This window comes from Pseudomonas sp. BS3767 (genome assembly GCF_900099665.1).
Classification (GTDB): Bacteria; Pseudomonadota; Gammaproteobacteria; order Pseudomonadales; family Pseudomonadaceae; genus Aquipseudomonas; species Aquipseudomonas cerasi.
The window spans coordinates 427,181-449,515 of sequence record NZ_FNCX01000002.1 but is presented as its reverse complement, the minus strand read 5'-3'; the positions used below and the strand labels follow the sequence as shown (position 1 = coordinate 449,515).

Sequence of the window (22,335 nt, the reverse complement as noted above, 5' to 3'; positions counted from 1 at the left end):
TAACGATGTCGTCGGCCAATTCATAAGAAGCTGTAGTGCGTTTCTTACGGCTTAATGAGAGACGCCACGAGGAAAGACTGTAAGGGGAGGGCGCGCGATATGAAAAAAGCCCTGGCGGGTGAGCGTCAGGGCTTTTTTATTCGGCGATTACTGCAGGCTTATATTGGCCAGCGTAACGATAATGCCGATTGCCGCGACGACGGCGGCGACTGCGTTGATCGAGAACACCGTGCGTAGGGTTGTGGAGAGTCTCCACGGTTTTACGGCGAATGCATAAATCAGCAGGAAGATGATGGCGAAGATTTCAACCTGCGCGAGCAGCACTACGGCGCTGCCAAACGCCATTGACCCGGACAGGGCATCAGCATCTCGCGACAGATAATATGTCAGCAGGGTGCCGATGATGGGCAGCCAGATCCCCAGGCTGATAAGGATCAGGGGAACGGGGTTGAAAGCGCGTGCTTTGTTTTCGGTGTCCAATGTTGTTCCTTGAAGGGTTGGCCAGGGCTCAGGGCTTGTCGATAACGGAAGCCTCTTGAGGCGGCTCGGTCTTCGCCGTGCGTATCTCTCGGTTCCATTGCAGGATGATCATCACTAGCGTCGGAATGCCCAGCAGCGCGGTGATCAGGAAGAAGTTGTGGTAGCCGTACTTTTCCACCACCACACCGGAGTAGCCGCCCAGCAGGCGCGGTAGCAGCAGCATGATGGAGCTGAGCAAGGCGTATTGCGTGGCGGAGAACTTCAGGTTGGTGAGGCTCGACAGGTAGGCGACGAACGCCGATGTCGCCAGCCCGGAACTAAGGTTGTCCAGCGAGATGGTGAGGATCAGCATCTTCACGTTCGGGCCCATGTCCGCCAGCAACAGGAACAGGATGTTGGTCGAGGCTGAGGTCAGGCCGCCGATGAACAGGATCGGCATGATGCCGAAGCGCACGATCAGCAGCCCGCCGATACCGGCCCCCAGCAGGGTCATGATCAGGCCGAAGATTTTGCTGACGCTGGCGATCTGGTCCTTGGTAAAGCCCTGATCGATGTAGAACACGTTGGCCATGACGCCCATCACCGTGTCCGACATCCGGTAGGTCGCGATCAGGCCCAGCAACAGCAGCGCTTGCCAGCGGTAGCGCATGATGAAATCGTTGATCGGAGTGAGCACCGGTGCCAGTCCGCGGCGACCCATCGAGGACAGGCAGGCGATGGTCAGGAGCGTGTAGAGAATCGCGCGTAAAAACGCCCGGTCTTCCAGCAACAGGTCCATCCAGCTGGTGCCGTTGAACAGCACACTGGCGAAGTCGGTATTGTAAAGTTGGGTAAACATCGCCGGTACGGAGACCAGCAGCACAATCAGCACGAACACCGAGGCCAACTGGTGCGTAAAGCCATAGCGCGCTGCCGACAGCTGGGTGCGCAGCGGCACCGGCGGCTCGCGCATGATCAGTGTGGTGACCAGGGCGGGCAGCATCAGCAGACCGAACAGCACATAAGTACCGGTCCACGCCGAATGCTTGTAGGCAAAGCCCGTCGAGCCGAAGCCCTCGGCGAAATACAGTGCACCCGCGGTCGCCAGCAGTGCAGCGACCCGGTAGCCGGACATGTAGCTGGCGGCGAGGGCAGCCTGTTGCGTGTCCTGGGCAATTTCCAGTCGGTAGGCATCAATGGCGATGTCTTGCGTTGCGGAGGCGAAGGCCACCACTACGGCAATTGCGATCAGCCAGGACAAATGCTTCTGCGGATCGCAGAAGCCCATGCCGATCAGGCCGAGAATCACCAGGCTCTGTGCCAGCACCAGCCAGGAGCGACGTCGCCCGAGTTTACCGAGCAGGGGCAGACGCCATTGGTCGAGCAATGGCGACCAGACCCATTTGAAGGCGTAGGCAAGGCCGATCAGGCTCGCATAGCCGATGGTCTCGCGCGCGACACCGGCTTCGCGCAACCACACGGACAATGTCGAAAAGACCAGCATATAAGGCATGCCCGCAGCGAATCCGAGCAGCAGTAACACTAATGTCGACGGGCTGGCATATGCGGCGAGCGCGGCGCGCCAGGTTTTACGGGGCATGGGCTGGAATCTGCCTCAGGTTACGAAAACAAAGGGCGCACTCTAACCGCTGTGCTATAGGGGACGCCAGCCATGGCGCTGCATATCAACCCGATTATTCACAATGGTCACGCCCTCGGCGCGTAAACGTGCCCGTTGTTCATCACCGGAAACGCTGCCGGGCGGCAGACTGAGCCGACCACCGGCGCCCAAAACCCGGTGCCAGGGCAGGGAAGAGCCGTCCGGCAGCTGGCTCAACGTACGGCCCACCCAGCGTGCAGCTCGGCCCAGGCCCGCCAGTTCGGCGAGCTGCCCGTAGGCGACCACTTTGCCTTCCGGTATCTGCGCCATCGTCAGGTAGAGAGCGGTGCGTCGCGCCTCGCTCGGCGATTGTTCTGCCGGGTAAAGTAATGTTAAGTCCGGTTCTGCCACGCGATAATCCTGTATAAAAACGATATTGATTGTCGTTCAGTGAACTTTTGGTTGTCCGGGCTGTCAGTTACCACCGTGCTTGGTGGTACATGGATCGTCCCGTCACCTCCCCCGCAGGAAAATGCCCGATTCCCGCCTTACAGAGCCTAGTTATCGCTTATGTTGTCCAGAACCCTGTTGTGCCTTGCAATCACTGCTGTTTCCACTCCATTGCTTGCCGATACCGTCTGGTTGAAGAATGGCGACCGCCTGACCGGCACAATCAAGGTGTTCGACGGCGGCAAGCTGCTGCTGCAGACCGAATACGGCGGCGCTATCGCGCTGGACTGGAAGCAGGTCAAGACCCTGAAAAGCGATCAGCCGTTGCTGGTCAAGCAGGATGAGCATGGCGGCGAAGTCTCCAATTCGCTGCAGGCTGCGGATGACGGCAAGGTCGTGCTGGCCAATGGCGATGCGCCCAAGACCGTCGATCTGGCAAGTATCCATCAGATCATCAAGCCCAAGCCGGTTATCACGGATCTTGTCTGGAAAGGCAACATCGATGCGGCGCTGGATTTCCAGCAGGCCGAAAACGATACCAATGATTACAACGTCGCCTTCAAGACCTCGGCTCGTCATGGCGACTGGCGTCACAACGCCAAGGGCGATTACAACCGCGAGACCACCGACGATGTGGTTGGCACTGACAACTGGAGCGCCGAGTACTCGCTGGACCGCTTCCTGACCGAGAAATTCTTCTGGGATGGCCGCGTCAGCTACAAACGCGACAAGGTCGAGGATCTGTCTCGTCAGCGCGTCGTAGGTACCGGTCCAGGTTACCAGCTGTGGGATGACGAACTGGGTGCATTCAAGGTCGGTGCGCTGCTTAACCGTACCGATTTCGAGTTCTCCAACGACGAGAAGGAAAACTTCTATTCCGTTGCCGGCACCTGGGATTACAACCGCTACCTGATTGGCAAGAAGGTCGAATTCTTCACCAACGGCGAACTGGGCAAGCCGCTGAGCTCCGTTGCCGATTACTCGCTGGATGTCGAGGCGGGGCTGCGCTACAAGGTGACCGACTGGGCGTCGCTTAACCTGAAAGCCGAGAAGAACGTCATCAGTGGTTCGAGCAATGGCGATGTCGACAAGACGCGCTACACCGCTGGCTTCGGCGTAAGCTGGTAAGCGAAGGGCGGGCGGCGCACACCCTGTGCGTCGCCCGCTGCTTTTACGCGCTGACTAGATTCGCATCGCGCCATCCAGTTCGAGGATGCGTCCGCTGAAATAATCATTCTCCAGAATATAAGCCACCGAGTGTGCAATCTCGTCGGGCCTGCCCATGCGCTTGAGCGGGATCGCTGAGGTCATTTTCTCAAGTGCTTCGGGACGCATGCTGCCGGTCATTTCGGTTTCGATGAATCCCGGAGCCACACCTGCCACACGGATACCGTAGCGGGCCAGTTCCCTTGCCCAGGTAACCGTCGCAGCCGCCACGCCAGCCTTGGCTGCCGAGTAGTTGGTCTGTCCGATATTGCCCGCACGTGAAATCGACGAGATATTGATGATCGCGCCCTGACTCTTCTGCTCGATCATTTTCGCCGCCACTTCGCGGGTGCAGAGGAAGACGCCGGTCAGGTTGACGTCAATCACCGCCTGCCATTGCGCAAGGCTCAATTTGGTCATCTCGCCATCCTTGACCTTGACCAGCAGGCCGTCACGCAGAATGCCAGCGTTGTTGACCAGGCCATGAATGGCGCCGAAATCCTCGGCGACCTTGCTGACCGTGTCGACGACCTGTTCTTCATTGGCAACATTGCACAGATAGGCGCGAGCCTTGACCCCGAGTGCCTCACAGGCGGCGACAGCCTGATCGAGTTTCTCCTGATTGAGGTCCAATAGCGCCAGATTGGCGCCTTTGCCGGCCAGGTATTCGGCCATGGCTCTGCCCAGCCCCTGGCAGCCGCCGGTGATGATTATCAGCTTGTCTTTCAATTCCATATGCGTGCCCAATCACAGTTGATCGTTTCCATGGCATCACTGGCGGGTTGCGAGTGCTTATGCCATAGCCAGAGCACGTTATAGGCTGTTTTTGCGCGTTCGTCTCGGCTCTGCCATCTAGCCCTGAAATACACCGATACACGTTTGTGAAGGCCTGGTTCAGCTCACTTGTGCGCATAATTTAGCGGTAAGCCAGATGCAGGGAGCTTGAATTAACGATCTTCTGACATCACATACGGTCTACTCGGAAGGCATTCTTCCCTTGAGGAACTCATTTGATGCGTGTTTTTTTGCTGCTGTTTCTATTATTCCCGGTACTTGAGCTGTTTCTGCTGGTTCGTGTCGGGATGTCCATCGGCTTTCTCTGGACGTTCCTGCTGGTCGTCGCGACGTCGATGCTCGGCTTGTTCGTGATGCGCGTGGCCGGTTTCGCGACGGCGCTGCGTGCACGCGAAAGCTTGGCGCGTGGCGAGTTGCCTGCGCAGGAAATGCTCGAAGGCCTGACGGTTGCCGTGGGCGGCGGCCTGCTGCTGTTGCCTGGTTTCATCAGCGACATTCTGGGTGTGATCTGCCTGCTGCCGATCACCCGTCGTCTGCTGATCAACAAGGTCCGCCAGCGCGCCCAGGATCAGGCCATGCGTCAGCGTGCCTTCGCCGATGATTTGCAGACACCTGCCAATCAGGGTGCGTCGAGTCATCGCCCGACGGCGATTCACCAGCCTACCCGCGAGCCCGACGTCATCGAAGGCGAGTTCGAGCATCGCGACAAGTAATCTTCCACACCCCCCGGCAGCGCGGCACCTCAGGGTGCCGCGTTCGTTTTGACCAGCCGGTTCGGGTGTAAAAAATTTCTACCCAAGACTTGTAATCACTTTGCTCGCCCTTATGTATGGGTCACCGCAAGGTTTCTGGCCTGAAGGCCAGACCGTATTCTGCGGTTCGCGCGTCGAACCGTAACCGGCAAGTCCGGATTTAAACCGGCCGGTGCACTCACCGGACGATCAAACAAACATAATCAGGAGATCGACAATGAAGCTTCGTCCTCTGCATGACCGCGTCGTCATCCGTCGCAGTGAAGAAGAAACGAAAACTGCCGGCGGTATCGTTCTGCCAGGTTCGGCTGCTGAAAAGCCTAACCGCGGCGAGATCGTTGCTGTGGGTACCGGCCGCGTGCTGGACAACGGCGAAGTACGTGCGCTGGCTGTGAAAGTGGGTGACAAGGTTGTGTTCGGCCCTTATTCCGGCAGCAACACAGTGAAAGTAGACGGCGAAGACCTGCTGGTGATGAGCGAGAACGAGATTCTTGCTGTCGTCGAAGGCTGAGTGCTCCCGCTGACTTCCGTTACTACTAAGTATTCAAGGAATAATGATCATGGCTGCTAAAGAAGTTAAATTCGGCGATTCTGGCCGCAAAAAAATGCTCGCCGGTGTAAACGTCCTGGCTGACGCAGTTAAAGCGACCCTGGGCCCTAAAGGCCGCAACGTTATCATCGAGAAAAGCTTTGGCGCTCCGCTGATCACCAAAGACGGTGTTTCGGTTGCCAAGGAAATCGAGCTTAAAGACCGTTTCGAAAACATGGGCGCGCAGCTGGTCAAAGACGTTGCCTCCCGTGCCAACGATGACGCCGGTGACGGTACTACTACCGCTACCGTTCTGGCTCAGGCTATCGTCAACGAAGGCCTGAAGGCCGTCGCTGCCGGCATGAACCCGATGGACCTCAAGCGCGGCATCGACAAGGCGACCATCGCCATTGTTGCCGAGCTGAAGAAGCTGTCCAAGCCATGCACCGACACCAAGGCTATTGCCCAGGTCGGCACCATCTCGGCCAACTCCGATCACTCCATCGGCGACATCATTGCTGAAGCCATGGAAAAAGTGACCAAAGACGGCGTTATCACCGTTGAAGAAGGTTCGGGTCTGGAAAACGAGCTGTCTGTTGTAGAAGGCATGCAGTTTGACCGTGGTTACCTGTCCCCGTACTTCATCAACAAGCCGGACACCATGGTTGCCGAGCTGGACAGCCCACTGCTGTTGCTGGTCGACAAGAAGATCTCCAACATTCGCGAAATGCTGCCGGTTCTGGAAGCAGTCGCCAAGGCTGGCCGTCCTCTGCTGATCGTTGCCGAAGACGTTGAAGGCGAAGCGCTGGCCACCCTGGTTGTCAACAACATGCGCGGTATCGTGAAAGTTGCAGCCGTCAAGGCTCCAGGTTTCGGCGATCGTCGCAAGGCCATGCTGCAGGACATCGCTGTTCTGACTGGCGGTACCGTTATCTCCGAAGAGATCGGCCTGAGCCTGGAAACCACTACTCTGGAACACCTGGGTAATGCCAAGCGCGTCATCCTGAACAAGGAAAACACCACCATCATCGATGGTGCTGGCGTGAAAACCGATATCGACTCGCGTATCTCCCAGATCCGTCAGCAAATCGGCGACACCAGCTCGGACTACGACAAGGAAAAACTGCAAGAGCGTCTGGCCAAGCTGTCTGGCGGCGTTGCAGTGATCAAGGTCGGTGCCGGTTCCGAAGTCGAGATGAAAGAGAAGAAAGCCCGCGTTGAAGACGCCCTGCACGCAACCCGCGCAGCCGTTGAAGAAGGTGTGGTACCTGGCGGTGGCGTGGCACTGGTTCGCTCCCTGCAGGCTATCGAAGGTCTGAAAGGCGACAACGCTGATCAGGACGTCGGTATCGCTCTGCTGCGTCGTGCAGTCGAAGCGCCTCTGCGCCAGATCGTTGCCAACTCCGGTGACGAGCCAAGCGTTGTTGTTGACAAGGTCAAGCAGGGTTCGGGTAACTTCGGTTACAACGCTGCTTCCGGCGAATACGGCGACATGATCGAAATGGGTATCCTTGACCCGGCCAAAGTGACTCGCTCTGCTCTGCAGGCCGCGTCCTCCATCGCCAGCTTGATGATCACCACCGAAGCGATGATCGCTGACGTGCCTGAAGACAAGCCAGCAGGCGGCGGCATGCCGGACATGGGCGGCATGGGTGGTATGGGCGGCATGATGTAAGCCGGCTTTACCCCTTAAGCTACGCCCATAAAGAACCCCGCCTTGTGCGGGGTTTTTTTATGGCCTTTCTGTGCCGGACCAATCAGTGCGTCGGTTGTATGTTGCTGTTCGCGAGGCCCTTGGGTTCGGGACGATAAAGCACGAAGTAATAAACCCCCAGGCAGATCAGCCAGCAGAACACTGCGGTCCAGATGTTATGGGAAAAGAAGTGCGCACCTTGCAGCATTCGCCCGACAGAGAAAACAGTTCCCAGGCCAAACGCCAGAGCCAGACCCATCTTCGCCATCCGTGGGCGACGGTCGCGAAGGGCGAAGAACAGTGCGAACAGGGTAAAGCCGGTCGCCGCATGCCCGCCCGGCCAGCAGCGTCCTGGTTTATCGGTCGCAGGGCGTGGGCTCAACAGTTCGCTGTAGGTTTCCTGACCACCGAATTCTTTCAGGCTCCAGGGGCATTGCACTGAAGTCACCACTTTCACCGGGGTAACGAAGGCGGTGGAAAGCGCCATGGACAGCACCAGGCAACCCAACTCTCTGCGCCACGGGATCAGGCGCTCTACCTTGAAGGACGCCGCGAAGCCGATCATGGCCAAAGCGCCGAATACCATGACCAGCTGTTTGGCGCGGTCGTGGAGAACGTCTTCGAGAAAATAACTGTGCCTGCCGATGAACTGCCCGCTGACGGGATCGAAGGCCAGCTTGGCGATGTCCATGTCCAGTGACGTCAGTTCCAGCAGCATGAGGATCAGCGCCACGGCAATGGGGATACCCAGGTAAATCCACGGGTTGATCGAACGGGAGTAGGGTGGGGCGACGGTTTTCGACATATCGAATCCAGATCTTTGAAGGGCATGCCGCGATTATTGTGTGCGACGGTTCGTCTCAAAGTGTGTCATGAGCCTTATGAATCATAGGTGAAAAAATCGTCATGCCATATCGGCGCTGGCCCTGACGCCCACTTCGTCTTAAGCTGCGCCAGCCCAAACTGCATATGAGAGTGCTTTATGCGAATTCTTCTGGTTGAAGACAACCGCGACATCCTGGCGAACATGGCCGATTACCTGGGCATGAAAGGCTATACCGTCGACTGCGCCCAGGATGGCCTCTCAGGACTGCATCTGGCAGCCACCGAGCACTATGACCTGATCGTTCTCGACATCATGCTGCCCGGTATCGACGGCTACACCTTGTGCAAGCGCCTGCGCGAAGATGCCCGGCGCGACACGCCAGTCATCATGCTGACTGCCCGCGATCAGTTGGACGACCGCCTACAGGGTTTTCGCTCCGGTGCTGACGACTACCTGCTCAAGCCATTCGCCCTGTCTGAACTGGCCGCGCGGATCGAAGCAGTATTGCGTCGTGCCCAAGGCGGCGGGCGGCGTACCTTGCAGGTGGCCGATCTGGTCTATGACCTTGACACCCTCGAGGTGACACGTGAGGGGCGCATGCTCAAGCTCAACCCGGTCGGGCTCAAGCTGCTCGCCGTGCTGATGCAGAAAAGCCCGCACGTACTGCGCCGCGAGATTCTCGAAGAAGCCCTGTGGGGCGACGATTGCCCGGACAGCGACAGCCTGCGCAGCCATGTGCACCAGTTGCGTCAGGTGATCGACAAACCGTTTGGCAAACCGCTGTTGCAGACCGTGCATGGCGTGGGCTATCGCTTGGCCGAGGGCCGGGATGGAGTTTAAACAGAGTCTTGCCCAACGGATCATCATTGCCTTTGCATTGATGAGTGCACTGGTCGCCGGGTCGTTCGCCATCGGAATCATTTCCACCGTTCACCTGGTCGAAGAAAAGCTGATTTCCGCCGGCCTCGGGGGTGACCTCAACCGCCTGATGCTGATGGACAGTGTCAGCGACTGGAGCCACCGGCCCAAGCCCGACCAGTTGTTCTACTTCAGCAATGGTCCGGGTGACTTCGATCTGCCCAAGGATATTCGTCACCTCGAGCCAGGCTTCCACGAGGTGTTCCGTGGGCCGTTGTCCTACCACGCCATGATCGAGGTGGTGGATGGCCGGCATTACGCCCTGTTGCAGGATCAGAGCGATTTTGAAGAGCGTGAGCGGGTGCTGTTCGCCGTCGTGCTGGTCGGTTTCGTTCTGGCGCTGGCGCTGGCGGTGTTTCTGGGTTGGGTGCTGGCGCGCCGGGTCATGGCGCCTGTCGTACGTCTGGCCCGGCAGGTTCGCCACCGTGACCAGCTGCTTGGACTGGCACCGCCACTGGCGCCCGACTATGCCGCTGACGAAGTCGGCGAGTTGGCGGTGGCCTTCGATGCAACATTGGGTCGCTTGCGGCAGGCGCTGATCCGTGAGCGTATGTTTACCAGCGATGTGAGTCATGAACTGCGTACGCCGTTGATGGTGCTGGCCAGCTCTTGTGAGCTGCTGCTGGAAAACCCTGCGCTCGATCTGCGAGGCCGTCGTCAGGTAGAGCGTATCGGCCGTGCCTGCGAAGAAATGCGCGATCTGGTGCAAACCTTCCTCATGCTCGCGCGCACCCAGCGCGAAGACCCGGCCATGACGCCCAAGGCCACGCTGGTCGGGGTGGCCGAGCAATTGATCTCCCAGTGGCGTGACCCGATAGAGAGCAAGGGGCTGCAGTTGACCTACACGCCGCCTGCCGATGACCAGCTGTCCGATATTCGTTACAACGCGACCTTCCTGCATGCCGTGATGGGCAACCTGCTGCGCAACGCGCTGCATTACACCGATCACGGATTCATTGCGCTGACCCTGCACGCTGAAAGCTTCACCGTGGAGGACAGTGGCGTGGGCATTCCCGAGGAAAAACGCGAGGCGATGTTCGAGCCTTTCGTACGCGGCAACGAGCAGCGCGGAGAGGGGCTGGGCCTCGGGCTGTCACTGGTGCAGCGCATTTGCACCAATCAGGGATGGAGCGTCGATCTCACCCCTATGGAACCCCATGGTTGCCGGTTCAAGGTGACGCTCAACGTGGTCAAACCCTGACCTTCCTCTCGAGTAGACCGGCCTTATTGGGTAGCGGCCAATTGACTGCACTTCGTCGATTGGCCACACACTGCCTCTAACTCTCTGTAAAATCTCGAAACACCTGACGTTAAAAGGTAACATTTTTTTCACATTCAGATGACCTGACGGTGACGGCGGTGCCTTTAGTTTGGCCCCCATCAACATCAGGAGCTGCTCTCATGAGCGATCGCATCGAACTCGAGTTTTCCCGAAAGTACGACAAGACACATGCCCGCCAGTACCTGGAAAAGCATCAGGACGGTATCTGGCGCAAGCTGTCGCATCATCGCGATGAACAGCTGGCGAGAAAGGCTCTGCACATGGCCGGGGACCCGGGCCTGGTGCTGGACCTGCCTTGTGGTGCGGGACGCTTCTGGCCATTGTTGGCCGAGAAGCCGAACCGCTCGATCATCGGTGCCGATAACTCCGCAGACATGCTCAGCACCGCCTGTGCCTCGCAGCCGGCAGACGTTGTAAAAAGGGTACAACCTTTGCAGACATCTGCCTTTGCCATCGACCTGCCTGATAACGCAGTAGACAGCATCTTCTGCATGCGCTTGTTGCACCATGTTGGTCAGTCCAGCGACCGGATGGCTCTATTGCGCGAGTTTCAACGCGTAACCCGTGACAGCGTGATCGTCTCCCTCTGGGTGGATGGCAATTTCAAGGCATGGAAGCGTGCGCGTCTGGAGAACAAGCGTCAGCAGAAAACTGGGCGGGAAAGTTACCAGAATCGTTTTGTGTTACCTGTTGTTACCGCAGAAACCGAATTTGAGCAGGCAGGATTTCGCATTCAGAACCGAATGGATTTCCTGCCCATGTACGCCATGTGGCGAGTCTATGTCCTACGTAAAAGGTAAAAAGATGGGTTTGCAGTCCGTGAAAGAACCAGTTGTGAACCCGATCCAGAATGAGTTCGATCAGTTCTGGAGCCAGCGTGGCGAATGGGTTGAAGAACCCAATGTGCGTCGCGGTGGAGAGAGTGGTGTGCAGCGGCTGGTCATGGACGATGGGCAGACCCTCTATGCCAAACGTCAGACAGGTCACATCTACCGTAGCCTGCTGCACCCGCTGGGCCGACCTACCGTGCTGCGTGAGCGCGAGGCGCTTGAGGGGCTTCGCAAGCTTGGCGTCGTCGTCCCCGAAGTGGTGTTTTGCGGTGCCGAGCGGGGCGAGGACAATGCCTGGCGGGCATTGCTGGTGACGGTGGCGCTGGAGGGCTTCGAGGAAATTGAAAAATGGCAGGCTGCCGGAGGGCGCGAGCGCCATGGCGAGCTGTTCTATGAGCGCGTGCTCAAGGAAGTGGCAGACACTCTGGCCCGCATGCACCTTGGCCGCTGGCAGCACAGCTGTCTGTACATCAAGCACATTTTCGTGCGGGTGACAGGGGACGGGCCGGACGCCAACGTCGAGGTCGCCTTGCTCGATCTCGAAAAGGGCCGTCGTCGCCTTACCGCGCAAGGCGCAGCCCAACACGACATGAAACAGCTACGACGCCATTCGTCATTCAGCGCTGCAGACTGGCAGAAGTTGATCTACTTTTATCAAGCAGCGTTTGGCAGCTCTATCAAAGGTTTAGAGTCATGAAGCTAGAAATGGCAAGAGGTCTGTTTATCTTCGGTGCGCTGGCAGTTGCCACCGTCGCCGTGGCGGCGCTTGAACAACCGTCCACCCGCATACTTACCACACAGCATGGCGAGGGCTACTGCCCACTGCCACGCGTGGCGAAGAGTCTGGTGAACGTACAGCCGGACCACGACCTTTTGCTGTTCATGTACAGCCTGGCGCAGGGTACCGGGGTTAAAAACTGAAGCCCTCACAGGCCCGGTATCTAACCCACCTCAGCCAGGTGAAGATGGTTGTCCCACAGCCCGGCCGGCAGGTCCAATGGCTGGGCCAGCAGCTGCGCCTTGCGGCAATCATAAAATCGGCAGCGTCCCTGGCCTGAGGTAACGACAAAGCCATCGGTCACAGCCCCCACGCCCGCGCAGTCCGGCAAGGGCGCATCCAGTTTCAATGCGCCACTGTCCAGATCCCAGATAAAGAAGCGGTTGCCGCGGGGTGCCGTCAGGGCCACCAGTCGCAGCTCGCTGTGTACTGCGACGCTGGCGGTGTAGTGGGCCATCGCGCGCAATTGCTCCTCTGCCACCGGAAACGCCTGGAATGGCTGGCCTGGACGCTTGATTGCCAGCAGCTCGGCCAACTCGTGGCTGTCGCCCATGAACTGTTGACCCGCGACGATGGTGCCATCGCTGGCGATGCCCATGTGGCGTACGCTGTTCATCTGTTGGGAAAGCGCTTCCTTGCTGAGCAAGGTGCCGTCACGCTGCATGATGACCAGGGTGGGTTGCATGGCATCGAGGTTCATCTCTACCCGACTTTCCGCTTCGGTGCGAATGCCGCCATTGGCGATCACCAGCGTTTCACCGTCCGGCATCCACGAGACCTGGTGCGGACCGATGCCATGCGTGGGGATCTCGGCCGAGTGCACCAGGCGCTCGTCAACGAAGCGGTAGACGCCCAATAAGCCGCGGCCTGGGTCACGGGTGTCGTTTTCCGTCGCATACAGCCATTCGCCGTCGCGATGGATCACCGCATGGCCGTAGAAGTGGCGGTCAGGCTGCGAAACGATGGTTTGCAGCAAGCGGCCATCGCGCAGATCGATCAGGTAGCTTTCAGTGCCAGGACGACGGGCGATGAACACCGCGAGTGGCAGGTCGGGATGATTGATGATGTCGTGGCAGCGCTGGCCCACCTGGGTCGCAAATACCTGCGTCCCGTCGAGCTTGAAACCCACCGCATAGTGCTTGCCGTCGCCATCGTCGCGAGCGGAAAGCAACAAGGGGCGTGTGTTCTTTTGCCGGAACAGTGTCCAGCCACCCAGCGTGCAGGCGCTGCGCAGAAGACTGCCGAGCGCCATGGCCTGACGTCGCAACATCACATGTACCTCTTGATCAATCGCCGTCGTTGGCGTTGAAACCCAACTGAATGCCGAGTGCCTTGGCCAGCTCGCCTTCGTGCAGGCGGTGCACGGCGTTCAGGCTGTCGTAAAACGCATTGAGTTGCTGGCGTCCTCCATCCGTGGCCAGCAGGTCGGCCAGTGGCGGCTTGAGTTCCGACAGCAATTTTCGGCTGTTAGCGTAGGCGGCGTCGATTTTGTCGGCCAGCGGTTTCTGCTCGGCGGGCAGCAGGCTGCGCAATCCCTTGTTGTCGACACCGGTCCACACCGTTTCGGCGCTGATCAGGCTGGCTTCCAGGCTGCTGAGCGACGACTTGCTGCGCCACGCATCTGCCTGGAATGGCTGCGGCTGCCCCTTGCTCTGACGACCCAGTGGCGTGCCAAGTTTCTTCTTCAGGCTGTCGAGCGCGGTGACCTGAACCCGCAGCAATTCGGCAATCGCCTCGTGGGAGTCGGCGTAGCGCTGATTGGGGAACTTGCTCAGTTGCGCGAGCATGCCGTCGGTGCTGTTCCAGCTGTTGAGGATTTCTTCGGCAAGCAGCTTTTGGCGCTCACCGATGGCCATCAGCAGCGGGCAGTAGCGCGCTTTCTGCTCGGCATTGGCCATGTCGATGTCAGCGTCGAAGAGGATGTATTCGTAGGCGGACAAACCCTGCACCACGACACTGGCCTTGGACAGTTCCTGAGCGGTGATCTGTGGCTGTGCAGTCACCAGTTGCTCGACCTGACGGCCCACCAGGTTTTTCTTGTCCGGCCAGAACTGTATTTGCCAGGCGCGGTTGCCTTCGGCCAGAGGACCGATCAACAGCGGTTGCAACTCTGCCCAGGTCTTCTGTGCTTTCAGAAAGTCGGCGCGGGCTGTGGCCAGATCAGTATTGCCCTGGCAGAACGCCAATGCGCTGGCTGCCAACTGACGATCAGCCTCCACCCAACGGCTGTAAGTCGGCAGGATGACCTGTTTGGCAATCGCTGCGGACGTCACGGCCTGAGGATCGGATGGCGAGCAGGCACCCAAGGCAAGTGCCGCAAGGCTGGTCAGCAACAACTTGGGTCGGAACATGTCCGGCTCCTTATTTTTGAAAGAACGATGTTTGAACAGGAAGATTCTGCAAAGGGCGCAATCATAACGAATTCAGGAAGGCCAGCAGCGCTTCACGTTGCTGTGCGTCAAAAGCCAGAACCTGGCGCTTTGCCGCCTGGGCTTCGCCGCCGTGCCAGAGTATCGCCTCAAGCACGTTACGTGCGCGACCGTCGTGCAACAGTTGGGTGTGTCCGCTTACCGTGCCGGTCAGGCCCAGCCCCCACAAGGGCGGGGTGCGCCACTCACTTCCGCTGGCCTGGAACTCGGTACGGTTATCGGCCAGCCCTTCGCCCATGTCGTGCAGCAGCAAGTCGCTGTACGGGCGAATCTCCTGATTGGCCAGCTCAGGCTCGGCGGCGTCGCTACGGGTTTTGAAAGAGGGGGTGTGGCATTGCTGGCAGCCCGCCTGGAAAAACAGGTTCTTGCCTGCCAGCACCTGCGGGTCGTCGACCTTGCGACGTGCTGGAACAGCCAGGTTGCGGGTGTAGAACTCCACCAGACGCAGGATGTTGTCGCTGACTTCCGGTTCGCCATCCGGACCATTGCCATTGGGCGCGGCCAGGCAATCGGTCTGGGCCGGCGTGCAGTCATCGAAAGGGCGCAGGCTGGTGGTCAGCCCCATGTCGCCGGAAAACGCGTGCACGTTCTGCTGGTTGAGGTTCGGCTGTCCGGCTTTCCAGCCAAACCTGCCCATCACTACTTTTTGCCGAGCATCATCCCAGACCCAGTTGGGACGTCCCGAGATGCCATCGGCGTTCTTGTCATCGGGGTCGGCATTGGCAAGGATGGCCTCATCGGCAATGGCCTCAAGCAAGCCCAGGCCGATCATCGGCGGAGCTACGCGTGCCGAGATGTGCGTATCGGGGTGCATGGGGCCGTAGCCCAGCTGGGTAATCCTGAGGGTCGGCTGGCGCAGCTCGACGGCGGTGCCATCGCGAAACTCGACCGTCAGCGCGTCGTACTCGACCCGCACCTTGCCCTCGGGGGCCACGCCGGGGTTCGACATGTCCTGCAATTGCCCGCCGTAAACCGGTTCGGGCAGCACACCGTTGCGCTTTATAAGGTCGGCATAGGCCGGGTCATCGGGAATCGACAGCCTGACCAGCATCGACACGGCATTGCTGTCGCCAGCTTCCGGCGGATGACCGCGACCGTCCTTGATATGGCAGTTCTGGCAGGCATTGGTGTTGAACAACGGCCCAAGCCCGTCGCGAGCCGTGGTAGTCGAGGGCGCAATCACCCACGGGCTGCGGAAAAAGCTGTTGCCGACACTGAAGTCCAGCCGCCGCACGGGGGACAGATTGGCCGAGGGCATGGAGAAAGCGTTCTGATCGCTCTTCCTGACGGTGGCGCTGCCAGCGGACAAGGCTTCTCCCGGCTCGGCGTGCGTGAAACGCGGGGCGTCATCGCATGCGCTCACGGCCAGAGTCGTAAGCAAGGCAAGGGATAGACGGAGCCGCGTACTCATACACATCCTGCAACGAGGCGAAAATCGGGGCGTGCAAGCTTAGCAGCCTCGTGCGGTTTGAATAAGAGGGATTATCGTTTGCCTGCTCTGACGTAATGCGTTGTTACGAATCTCTGAGGCTGGTCTGGTACCGGCATTTTTGCCTATGCTGCACATGTCGAAGTTGACAGCACACACGCAGATAAAACACCCAGCAGAGACCACATCAATGGATAACCCGGAAAACAGCGCGTTCGTGACCACCACCGAGGCACTGGAAGCGCTCTATGGCCCGATTGCTCCTCCTTCCATGACCAAGGAAGTCGACCATATTCACGCGGTTTACCGGCCCTTCATCGAGTCGGCACCCTTTGTTGTGCTGGCCTCTGCCGGGCCTGACGGCCTTGATGCGTCCCCGCGTGGTGATCAGGCGGGCTTCGTGCATATCGAGGACAACAAGACGCTTTATCTGCCTGACCGGCGCGGCAACAACCGCATCGACACCTTGCGCAATATCATCAGCGACCCACGTGTCGCGTTGCTGTTCCTCATCCCTGGCGTGGGCGAGACCTTGCGGGTCAACGGAACAGCGCAGATATCGGTTCAGCCCGAACTGTTGTCGCGTTTCGAGGTGAACGGCCAACTGCCCAGGTCGGTGCTGCGCATCTCCGTGACCAGCGTGTACTTCCAATGCAGCAGGGCAACCATCAGGTCCGGTTTATGGGATGCAGCCCGGCACATCGAACGCAGCGCGCTGCCGACTGCCGGGCAAATACTAAAAGCGGTTTCGGCCGAGCAGATCGATGGTGACGCCTATGACAAGGCTTTGCCGGGACGCATTGCGGATACGTTGTATTGATCATGGCTGATACCGTATTGCGCCTCTTGTGGTCATGTCTTGATCAGACACCGGTTTTGCTCTGATTTTTTTCCTTCTCAAGAAAGTAGTCAAAGATACTCATACCCTTGCGAAGACTTTTGCGGACTTCTTCACTTTCCTTGATCAGCTCGGCGCTAGGAGATTGCCATTGTTCGCGGGGCAGGGGTTTGGACCAGTCCTGTACTGCTTTGGGAAATGCCGTTTTCGGCAGTTGCTTGACCCAGCTGGCGACGTGGCAGGGCAACGTCCAGCCGCTGAAAAACTGGATCAGCAGAAAGCCGAACAGGTAGCGCAAGCAGCCGTGGTCAAGCAGGTAGTCACGGCGACACATGTGGAAAAACGCCACAGTGCCTTCCTCCAGGTCAGTACCTATCATGGGCTTTCGCAGGGCGCTTGGACCTTCTTCCATGTAGGCGCGGATCGCTTCCCACTCGCTGACTGCCATGCCGAGCGTGAAGGTAGGCACCGTGAGCCACATCACCTGGCCGTCCGAGGCGTCTACGAAGCCGATCATCAAAGCGAATTTCTGCTGAGTGCCGTACTGCATTGCAATTGTGCTGCTGCTGACGCAGGCAATAACTTCTTCCCACGGGATGAACCGGGGTGGCTGGCCGCGCTTGGCGACATAGGCCACCTCGCGACGCTGGCGATTGAAGCGGATTGGGGGAGTGGAGATTTGGTGAATAGCTTGAAGTAAAAATAAGCTGTAGCTGCTTATCAAAAATGAAAAGAACCCCCAGATAGGCCAATTAGGTGAAAAGGCGGTGACTACGATTTCGAACACCGGGCGCCCAGTGTTTATATGATCAAGGGCTCCGAGCCCAAGACATATCGTGAAAATGAACAAAGCGATGCCCACGATAACGCCTAGGTAACAGCGAACTGAAAATTCTATTTTTGGAACGCCCATCGCAAAGTCAAGATAAACTTCATTGGTTGCTTGATGGAGTTGTTGCGGGCTAGTAACCGCCACGCCCGTTATTAAAGGAAGTGGTGCAAGATAAAAAATACTTGTGCTGGATTGATGTTCGGTATCGCCAGCTTGACGGGAGCGATTATAGTTATAATTGGTCATCCAGAAACTCTCTTTTGATCTGAACGGTCGGCAATGCAATTTTCTCCGTCTGGTAGGTTGGTACCGCTTTTATTGGTTTGTTTAGCACATCCATACCTAGTGCTATGCGGTAAGTTAGATATCCTCTGTCTGCGTTTAAGTAAGTTGATGCTAATGCTGGCTTAACAGCCAAGTGTAATGCCAACATGGCATTGTGTCCCTGCCAGCCTATTGGGATTTCCAACGCCAATGTTAAAGGTGAAACAGAAAAAACAGACAGCTTATTTCGAAGCGTCTCGCTAACATTCTGTTTATGAGATGAGTGTTTAAGCTCAGCTTCCCACCGTAGTGAAGTGTCTTCAAAGCTGGCTTGGGTCAAGCCTGGCAATACCAGGTGCAAACTACGTACAGATTCACCCTCTGTAAGTCCATGAGTAATACCGTTATCAAAAATAGTAGGCAGCAGGTTGATCTCTGCAAGTCGTTGTGAATGAATGCTCCAATCCCAGGCTTGGGGCTCGTTACCCCACATACAGTAGAGCAACCACTGTTGCTGTTCCTCCAGGTTGGAGTAGTTGAATAGGGCCTCGCCGCCCAGCTGAAGTGCGGTGAAGGCGAGTCCCCAAGGTGTGAGCTGAATCGAAAGTCTTAGGAATCTTGGTCCTCTGGTAGACCACGCTATGCTTGCCACTTCTTTTTTAGAGTAAGTGGTATCAAGGTAAATATCCTTCAATATGCCTATCAGTTCTTTGCCGGTCTGTAGCGTCAAGGCAGCGTTCACGCCGGTAGCGCCAACGTCACCTGTCAGCGCCATGAGCGCTCCTATTTTTTCACCCGATGTGCTGTACACCAGCGCTGTTTGCCATTTTTCCCAATTATTCCATGCCGTACCTGCTCCGCCCAATAAACTCAGCGGAGCAATAAATGCTCCCAACCCCAATCCTATTTTTCCGAGACGAGCAGTGAGCAGCTTTCCTCCCGTTTCAGAACTTTCGACCGCTAGGGCTCGGAGAGCATTATCGATCATTGCAACGTACACCGCTTGAAAGACTGATAACGCTGCCGAAGCCACACTACTGAACCCACCGATAGCTATTACAATTTCTTTAATGGTTCTACGATTGTCAGAGCCTCTCCAAACACTCCAAACCTCCCCCAGATTCCCAACCTGCAGACACACCGCCAGTAACGGAAAGAAACTCCCCTTCAACGCAGCCGCAGCTGCTCCTTGAGTCGCGTACCCCTTAAATGCTCCCGCCCGCAGCTTTTTAATTTCGTCATTGAGCGCGTGCAGTTGCGGGTCAGTGATATCCAGTCGAACGCCAATCGCGCCGTTGTGCGGGTTACCGGTCGGGGTAATGGCTTTTTCCAGGTCTCGGCGCAGCGCGTCTCGCGTGTTGCGGGTCTGCAGCAGCCGTTGGTTGGTGTATTGCCTTTCGTAAAGCAGACCTTGATGTTGATCCGCTGTGAGTGTGCGGCGGTTGATGAGTTTGGTAAGGCGGTTGCGTTCTCTGATGAGGTCGTCTTCGCTGGCAAGCAGCTGATTCAAGCGCGCGAAGTTGTCGCGAAATTTTGTCACGTCGGCTTCGTCGGCAATTCGCAGGGTGACGGCTTCCTGCTGCAGCGCCACCAGCATGCCCAGTCGTTGGGCTCGATTGCTTGCTCTGCCGAAGTTGTCCAGATGCTGGCGTAGTTGCGGGCTGTTCAGCTTCTGTTGCATCTCAATCAGCCAACGCTCCAGATGCAGGGCGACGGCAGGGATGTAGCTGGCATTGACGGCTTGGTGCAACGGTAGTGCGGCGGGGTCCAGGTTCAGGCTGTTGGTCCAGTGATTACCCATGATGTGGCTGATATCAGCGATGCGCCTTTGCGCATCGGCCAATCCGTCGCTGAAGTTGCGAATATCATCCAGCCACTTGAGCAGGTTGCCTGATTTGGCGCGCAGAAAGTCCATGTCCAGACGCCCATAGAACACCGGCAGAATGTAGTGGGGGTTATCGTGAAAGTAGTCGCTGACCTTCCGCAGGCTTTCGTCGGTGCGGCACAGGTCGCGGGTGCAGTTGAGCTCCATCGCCAAGGCGCTTTTCAACTGGTCGGGGTGGTCTGGATCGAAGTACCAGGCACTTCGATAGAGTTCCCCCTGAGTGAACAGGCTCACGCGATCGTGGGTAATATCGTCGAGTCGTTGCGTCCAGCGTTGAAGGTGCGAGCGCTCCTGGGACAGATAAGCGTGCATTTCTTGGTGGCGAACGAGATCGTAAATACCTCGTGAGCCGAGTCCGACGCCGTTCAGCGTGCCCTGGCTGTTCTTTTCCAGCGCTTCAATGTCGTCTTCCAGTTGTTCATGGAGTGGTTGGCCAAGCGCGAGCAGCATCTGTGAGTGCTTGTTTTCCATGTTCAGTCTGGCAAATCTGGCTCGCGGCCGTTCGGTGTAGGCGCCCCCGCGCATGGCGGAATACTGCCCCGCTGAAGTAGTCGCTGGCACAGGTCCCTGATGGTGTTCCCGGTGCCAGTCATTGCGCGCATTGAGGTAATCATAAATGCGGCTGCGTTGTTCAGGCGTGGTGTTCTTCAGCAGTTTCGAGTCCGGGTTTGTCTGCCGGGCAGTGTTGTCGCCAACGCTCATCAGTATGTCAATGTAGCTGGCCGTTATGTAACGCATTTCATTGTCGTTACGCTCACGCCACTGGTTGAGCCAACTCACCACCTCGTCCTGTTCCTGCGCAAGATCGCGCAGCATGCCGATGCTGTCGTCGAGTACCAGATACAGGTGATTCAGTTCGTAGAACGGGTTGAGTGTGTTTTTCAACTCGCCGATATGCGCCTCGCGAAACAGCGGCAGATGCTCCCAGACATAGTCCTGTTGTTCCTCCTCTGGCATATCGGGTGTAGTGCATTGTTGTGCCGGCAACTCGGCGAGTTCGGCAAGCTGCTCTCTGACTTGCTGTTCGACGCGAAGGTGGACGCCGCCTTGCTGGCAATCGGCTTCAGCCAGATTCACTTTCTGCATGAAATAGAAACGGTCTGCTGCGCTGTCCAGCACGCGGGTGCATTTGGCTGCTGTCCATTGCAGTTCGGCATAGGCAACATGCAACGTCGTATCGCGGGCAAAGATCAGGGTGTGCTCGCCAATCGTGGTCTGCCTGACATCCTGAGCGACTTCCCGGTCCTGCCAGAGCAGTTTGGTCGGTACGCCGCTTTCAAGGCGATACTCATGCAGATAGCCGCTGCTTTCATCAATCACATACAGATAGCCGTCACGTACCAGACGCAAGCCGAGCGGTCGTTTCAAGTCTCGGTAGCCGTCGGTATCCGACGGGTTGTGAAGCCGTTCCACGCGACCGTAACGCAATGGCAATAGCTGGACTTTGGTGCCCATCAAAGGGCAGTTACTCGTACTGTTGCGGGCATCAATATGGGTTCTTGCTCTGGCCTCCCAATAGGCTTTGTCTACAGGCGAAAGTGTTTTGCGACTCATGGCCGGGTTGCTCCGTGCTGTTCGCGACTGCGTTTCACTGCCAGCCAGTTGGCCTGTTGAATACGCTGAGATGGCGTCAGAGAGGACTTTTCATCCATCAGCGTTCTGATATCAGGATGCGAGTCGTCCGGCTGGGTAGCCAGAAAGCAGATGACGTTGGCGTAATGGAAAATATCCGCTTCGCTGTTGAAGCCTGCTTCATAGGCTGTGAAGGCCAGTGCATGCACATGGCCGTATCGCGACTTCAGACCTGTGGATGTGAGGTAGGCCGGAAAAAATGTGCGCAGGTGCAGGTCAAGACTGATCACGATCAGGCGAAACGCAACGTCACTGATGGCCTCCATCTGCCGATCGCTCATCCGATACAGGATCGTGTTGTCATGAATGGCTGACTCACCATGACGCTCGTGCTTTATCCAGTGTTCAGTGATGACATCTGCTGCATAAACACTGTCGATAGGGCCGAACAACCGATTATCGGTATGTGCCGGATGAAGCCCGAGCAGCGCGTTTGCGACGGGCGGGTCTGAAAGGTTCAAATAGCAGGCCTCGCCTGCTGGTTTGTCAACGAACACCAGCCAGCGCAGATGGTCAGCCACCGTCTTGTGGCTGGCATCACTGAATAGCAGCAGACCCCATTCTTCGCGCGCGTGAGTCAGGAAACTTGAAAATGTCGGGTCGTATGGGCCATCGATCTGAATCAGGGCGGGCGAGATATCCAGCAATTCGCTGAAGCGGGTTTGCAGGAACAGCAGTGTGCAGACAGGGGAGGGGTTCCACTCGAAAAGCTTTCTTCTCAGATCGGGAAGATTGATGGCGTTGAGCAGCAGATAGGCGTTTTTCGCCCATGGCAGATCATCAGGGCCGGATTCAAATTCAAACATGAGCGCGCTTTGAAGGGGAACGAGGCGCGGATACTCGGTGGTGTGGTGTCTGCCTTCAATACCCGAAAACCAGTTTAGGAAAGGCCCTACAAAGATCACTGA

General features: G+C 57.6%; 21 protein-coding genes. 10 read left to right on the top strand and 11 right to left on the bottom strand.

Annotated elements, in window-relative coordinates; translation table 11 throughout:
- Window positions 1-147 precede the first annotated feature (147 nt).
- Genes BLR16_RS06525 through BLR16_RS06515 form a run of 3 tightly spaced genes read right to left on the bottom strand, consistent with a single transcriptional unit; the run spans window position 148 to window position 2,470 of the window.
- On the bottom strand, window positions 148-480 hold the full coding sequence (locus BLR16_RS06525) for a hypothetical protein (RefSeq protein WP_003363981.1): 333 nt from the start codon (window positions 478-480) through the stop codon (window positions 148-150).
- Window positions 481-508: 28 nt separating this feature from the next.
- The gene (locus BLR16_RS06520; protein WP_003363979.1) at window positions 509-2,059 is read right to left on the bottom strand and encodes an AmpG family muropeptide MFS transporter; all 1,551 of its coding nucleotides are present in this window, start codon (window positions 2,057-2,059) and stop codon (window positions 509-511) included.
- A 54-nt stretch (window positions 2,060-2,113) separates the two neighbouring features.
- The gene (locus tag BLR16_RS06515; protein WP_003363976.1) at window positions 2,114-2,470 is read right to left on the bottom strand and encodes an MGMT family protein; all 357 of its coding nucleotides are present in this window, start codon (window positions 2,468-2,470) and stop codon (window positions 2,114-2,116) included.
- Between the two features lie 159 nt (window positions 2,471-2,629).
- Between BLR16_RS06515 and BLR16_RS06510 the strand changes: the two genes are divergently transcribed.
- Entirely contained in the window at window positions 2,630-3,637 is a 1,008-nt protein-coding gene (locus BLR16_RS06510) for a DUF481 domain-containing protein (RefSeq protein WP_003431433.1), read from the top strand.
- A 54-nt stretch (window positions 3,638-3,691) separates the two neighbouring features.
- Here the strand turns inward: BLR16_RS06510 and BLR16_RS06505 are convergent, their stop codons facing one another.
- Window positions 3,692-4,450, bottom strand: a complete 759-nt coding sequence (locus BLR16_RS06505) for an SDR family oxidoreductase (protein WP_003413327.1) — start codon at window positions 4,448-4,450, stop codon at window positions 3,692-3,694.
- Between the two features lie 278 nt (window positions 4,451-4,728).
- Between BLR16_RS06505 and BLR16_RS06500 the strand changes: the two genes are divergently transcribed.
- The 3 genes from BLR16_RS06500 to groL all read left to right on the top strand — a co-directional run bounded on the left by BLR16_RS06500 (window position 4,729) and on the right by groL (window position 7,466).
- Window positions 4,729-5,223, top strand: a complete 495-nt coding sequence (locus BLR16_RS06500; protein WP_092194174.1) for an FxsA family protein — start codon at window positions 4,729-4,731, stop codon at window positions 5,221-5,223.
- A gap of 256 nt (window positions 5,224-5,479) precedes the next feature.
- On the top strand, window positions 5,480-5,773 hold the full coding sequence (locus BLR16_RS06495; protein ID WP_003304675.1) for a co-chaperone GroES: 294 nt from the start codon (window positions 5,480-5,482) through the stop codon (window positions 5,771-5,773).
- A 49-nt stretch (window positions 5,774-5,822) separates the two neighbouring features.
- Complete coding sequence (gene groL, locus BLR16_RS06490; protein ID WP_002555022.1) at window positions 5,823-7,466, top strand: chaperonin GroEL; 1,644 nt, start codon at window positions 5,823-5,825, stop codon at window positions 7,464-7,466.
- An 82-nt stretch (window positions 7,467-7,548) separates the two neighbouring features.
- Here the strand turns inward: groL and BLR16_RS06485 are convergent, their stop codons facing one another.
- Complete coding sequence (locus BLR16_RS06485) at window positions 7,549-8,289, bottom strand: phosphatase PAP2 family protein (RefSeq protein WP_003363961.1); 741 nt, start codon at window positions 8,287-8,289, stop codon at window positions 7,549-7,551.
- Between the two features lie 177 nt (window positions 8,290-8,466).
- On the opposite strand from BLR16_RS06485, the gene colR reads away from it, so the two are divergent.
- The 5 genes from colR (at window position 8,467) to BLR16_RS06460 (ending at window position 12,261) form a co-directional block, all read left to right on the top strand.
- Entirely contained in the window at window positions 8,467-9,150 is a 684-nt protein-coding gene (gene colR, locus BLR16_RS06480; protein WP_002555020.1) for a two-component system response regulator ColR, read from the top strand.
- Window positions 9,140-10,429, top strand: coding sequence for a sensor histidine kinase (locus tag BLR16_RS06475; RefSeq protein WP_003431432.1), 1,290 nt, complete (start codon window positions 9,140-9,142; stop codon window positions 10,427-10,429). The genes colR and BLR16_RS06475 overlap by 11 nt, the downstream gene beginning before the upstream one ends.
- A 200-nt stretch (window positions 10,430-10,629) precedes the next feature.
- Window positions 10,630-11,310, top strand: coding sequence for a class I SAM-dependent methyltransferase (locus tag BLR16_RS06470; RefSeq protein WP_003405955.1), 681 nt, complete (start codon window positions 10,630-10,632; stop codon window positions 11,308-11,310).
- 4 nt (window positions 11,311-11,314) lie between these two features.
- Window positions 11,315-12,037 carry a lipopolysaccharide kinase InaA family protein gene (locus BLR16_RS06465; protein WP_003363955.1) on the top strand — a complete coding sequence of 241 codons (723 nt, stop codon included), beginning with the start codon at window positions 11,315-11,317 and terminating at the stop codon, window positions 12,035-12,037.
- Window positions 12,034-12,261 (top strand): hypothetical protein, encoded by a 228-nt coding sequence (locus BLR16_RS06460; RefSeq protein WP_003363953.1) that lies wholly within the window; start codon window positions 12,034-12,036, stop codon window positions 12,259-12,261. Before BLR16_RS06465 ends, BLR16_RS06460 begins: the two co-directional genes overlap by 4 nt.
- 20 nt (window positions 12,262-12,281) lie before the next feature.
- Here BLR16_RS06460 and BLR16_RS06455 read toward each other — a convergent pair whose 3' ends face one another.
- From BLR16_RS06455 to BLR16_RS06445, 3 genes are all read right to left on the bottom strand, one after another.
- Complete coding sequence (locus BLR16_RS06455) at window positions 12,282-13,388, bottom strand: DUF1513 domain-containing protein (protein WP_074805030.1); 1,107 nt, start codon at window positions 13,386-13,388, stop codon at window positions 12,282-12,284.
- 16 nt (window positions 13,389-13,404) lie between these two features.
- Window positions 13,405-14,469, bottom strand: a complete 1,065-nt coding sequence (locus BLR16_RS06450; protein WP_003431429.1) for an imelysin family protein — start codon at window positions 14,467-14,469, stop codon at window positions 13,405-13,407.
- A 61-nt stretch (window positions 14,470-14,530) separates the two neighbouring features.
- Window positions 14,531-15,958, bottom strand: a complete 1,428-nt coding sequence (locus BLR16_RS06445; RefSeq protein ID WP_074805026.1) for a di-heme oxidoreductase family protein — start codon at window positions 15,956-15,958, stop codon at window positions 14,531-14,533.
- Between the two features lie 208 nt (window positions 15,959-16,166).
- Between BLR16_RS06445 and BLR16_RS06440 the strand changes: the two genes are divergently transcribed.
- On the top strand, window positions 16,167-16,796 hold the full coding sequence (locus BLR16_RS06440) for a pyridoxamine 5'-phosphate oxidase family protein (RefSeq protein ID WP_065350489.1): 630 nt from the start codon (window positions 16,167-16,169) through the stop codon (window positions 16,794-16,796).
- A gap of 43 nt (window positions 16,797-16,839) precedes the next feature.
- On the opposite strand, the gene BLR16_RS28800 is transcribed toward BLR16_RS06440, so the two are convergent.
- From BLR16_RS28800 to BLR16_RS06425, 3 genes are all read right to left on the bottom strand, one after another.
- Window positions 16,840-17,727 carry a DUF6708 domain-containing protein gene (locus tag BLR16_RS28800; RefSeq protein WP_332874507.1) on the bottom strand — a complete coding sequence of 296 codons (888 nt, stop codon included), beginning with the start codon at window positions 17,725-17,727 and terminating at the stop codon, window positions 16,840-16,842.
- Window positions 17,728-17,878: 151 nt separating this feature from the next.
- Window positions 17,879-21,349, bottom strand: coding sequence for a toxin VasX (locus BLR16_RS06430; protein ID WP_092194172.1), 3,471 nt, complete (start codon window positions 21,347-21,349; stop codon window positions 17,879-17,881).
- Complete coding sequence (locus tag BLR16_RS06425) at window positions 21,346-22,233, bottom strand: DUF4123 domain-containing protein (RefSeq protein ID WP_003431424.1); 888 nt, start codon at window positions 22,231-22,233, stop codon at window positions 21,346-21,348. Before BLR16_RS06425 ends, BLR16_RS06430 begins: the two co-directional genes overlap by 4 nt.
- Window positions 22,234-22,335: the final 102 nt, after the last annotated feature.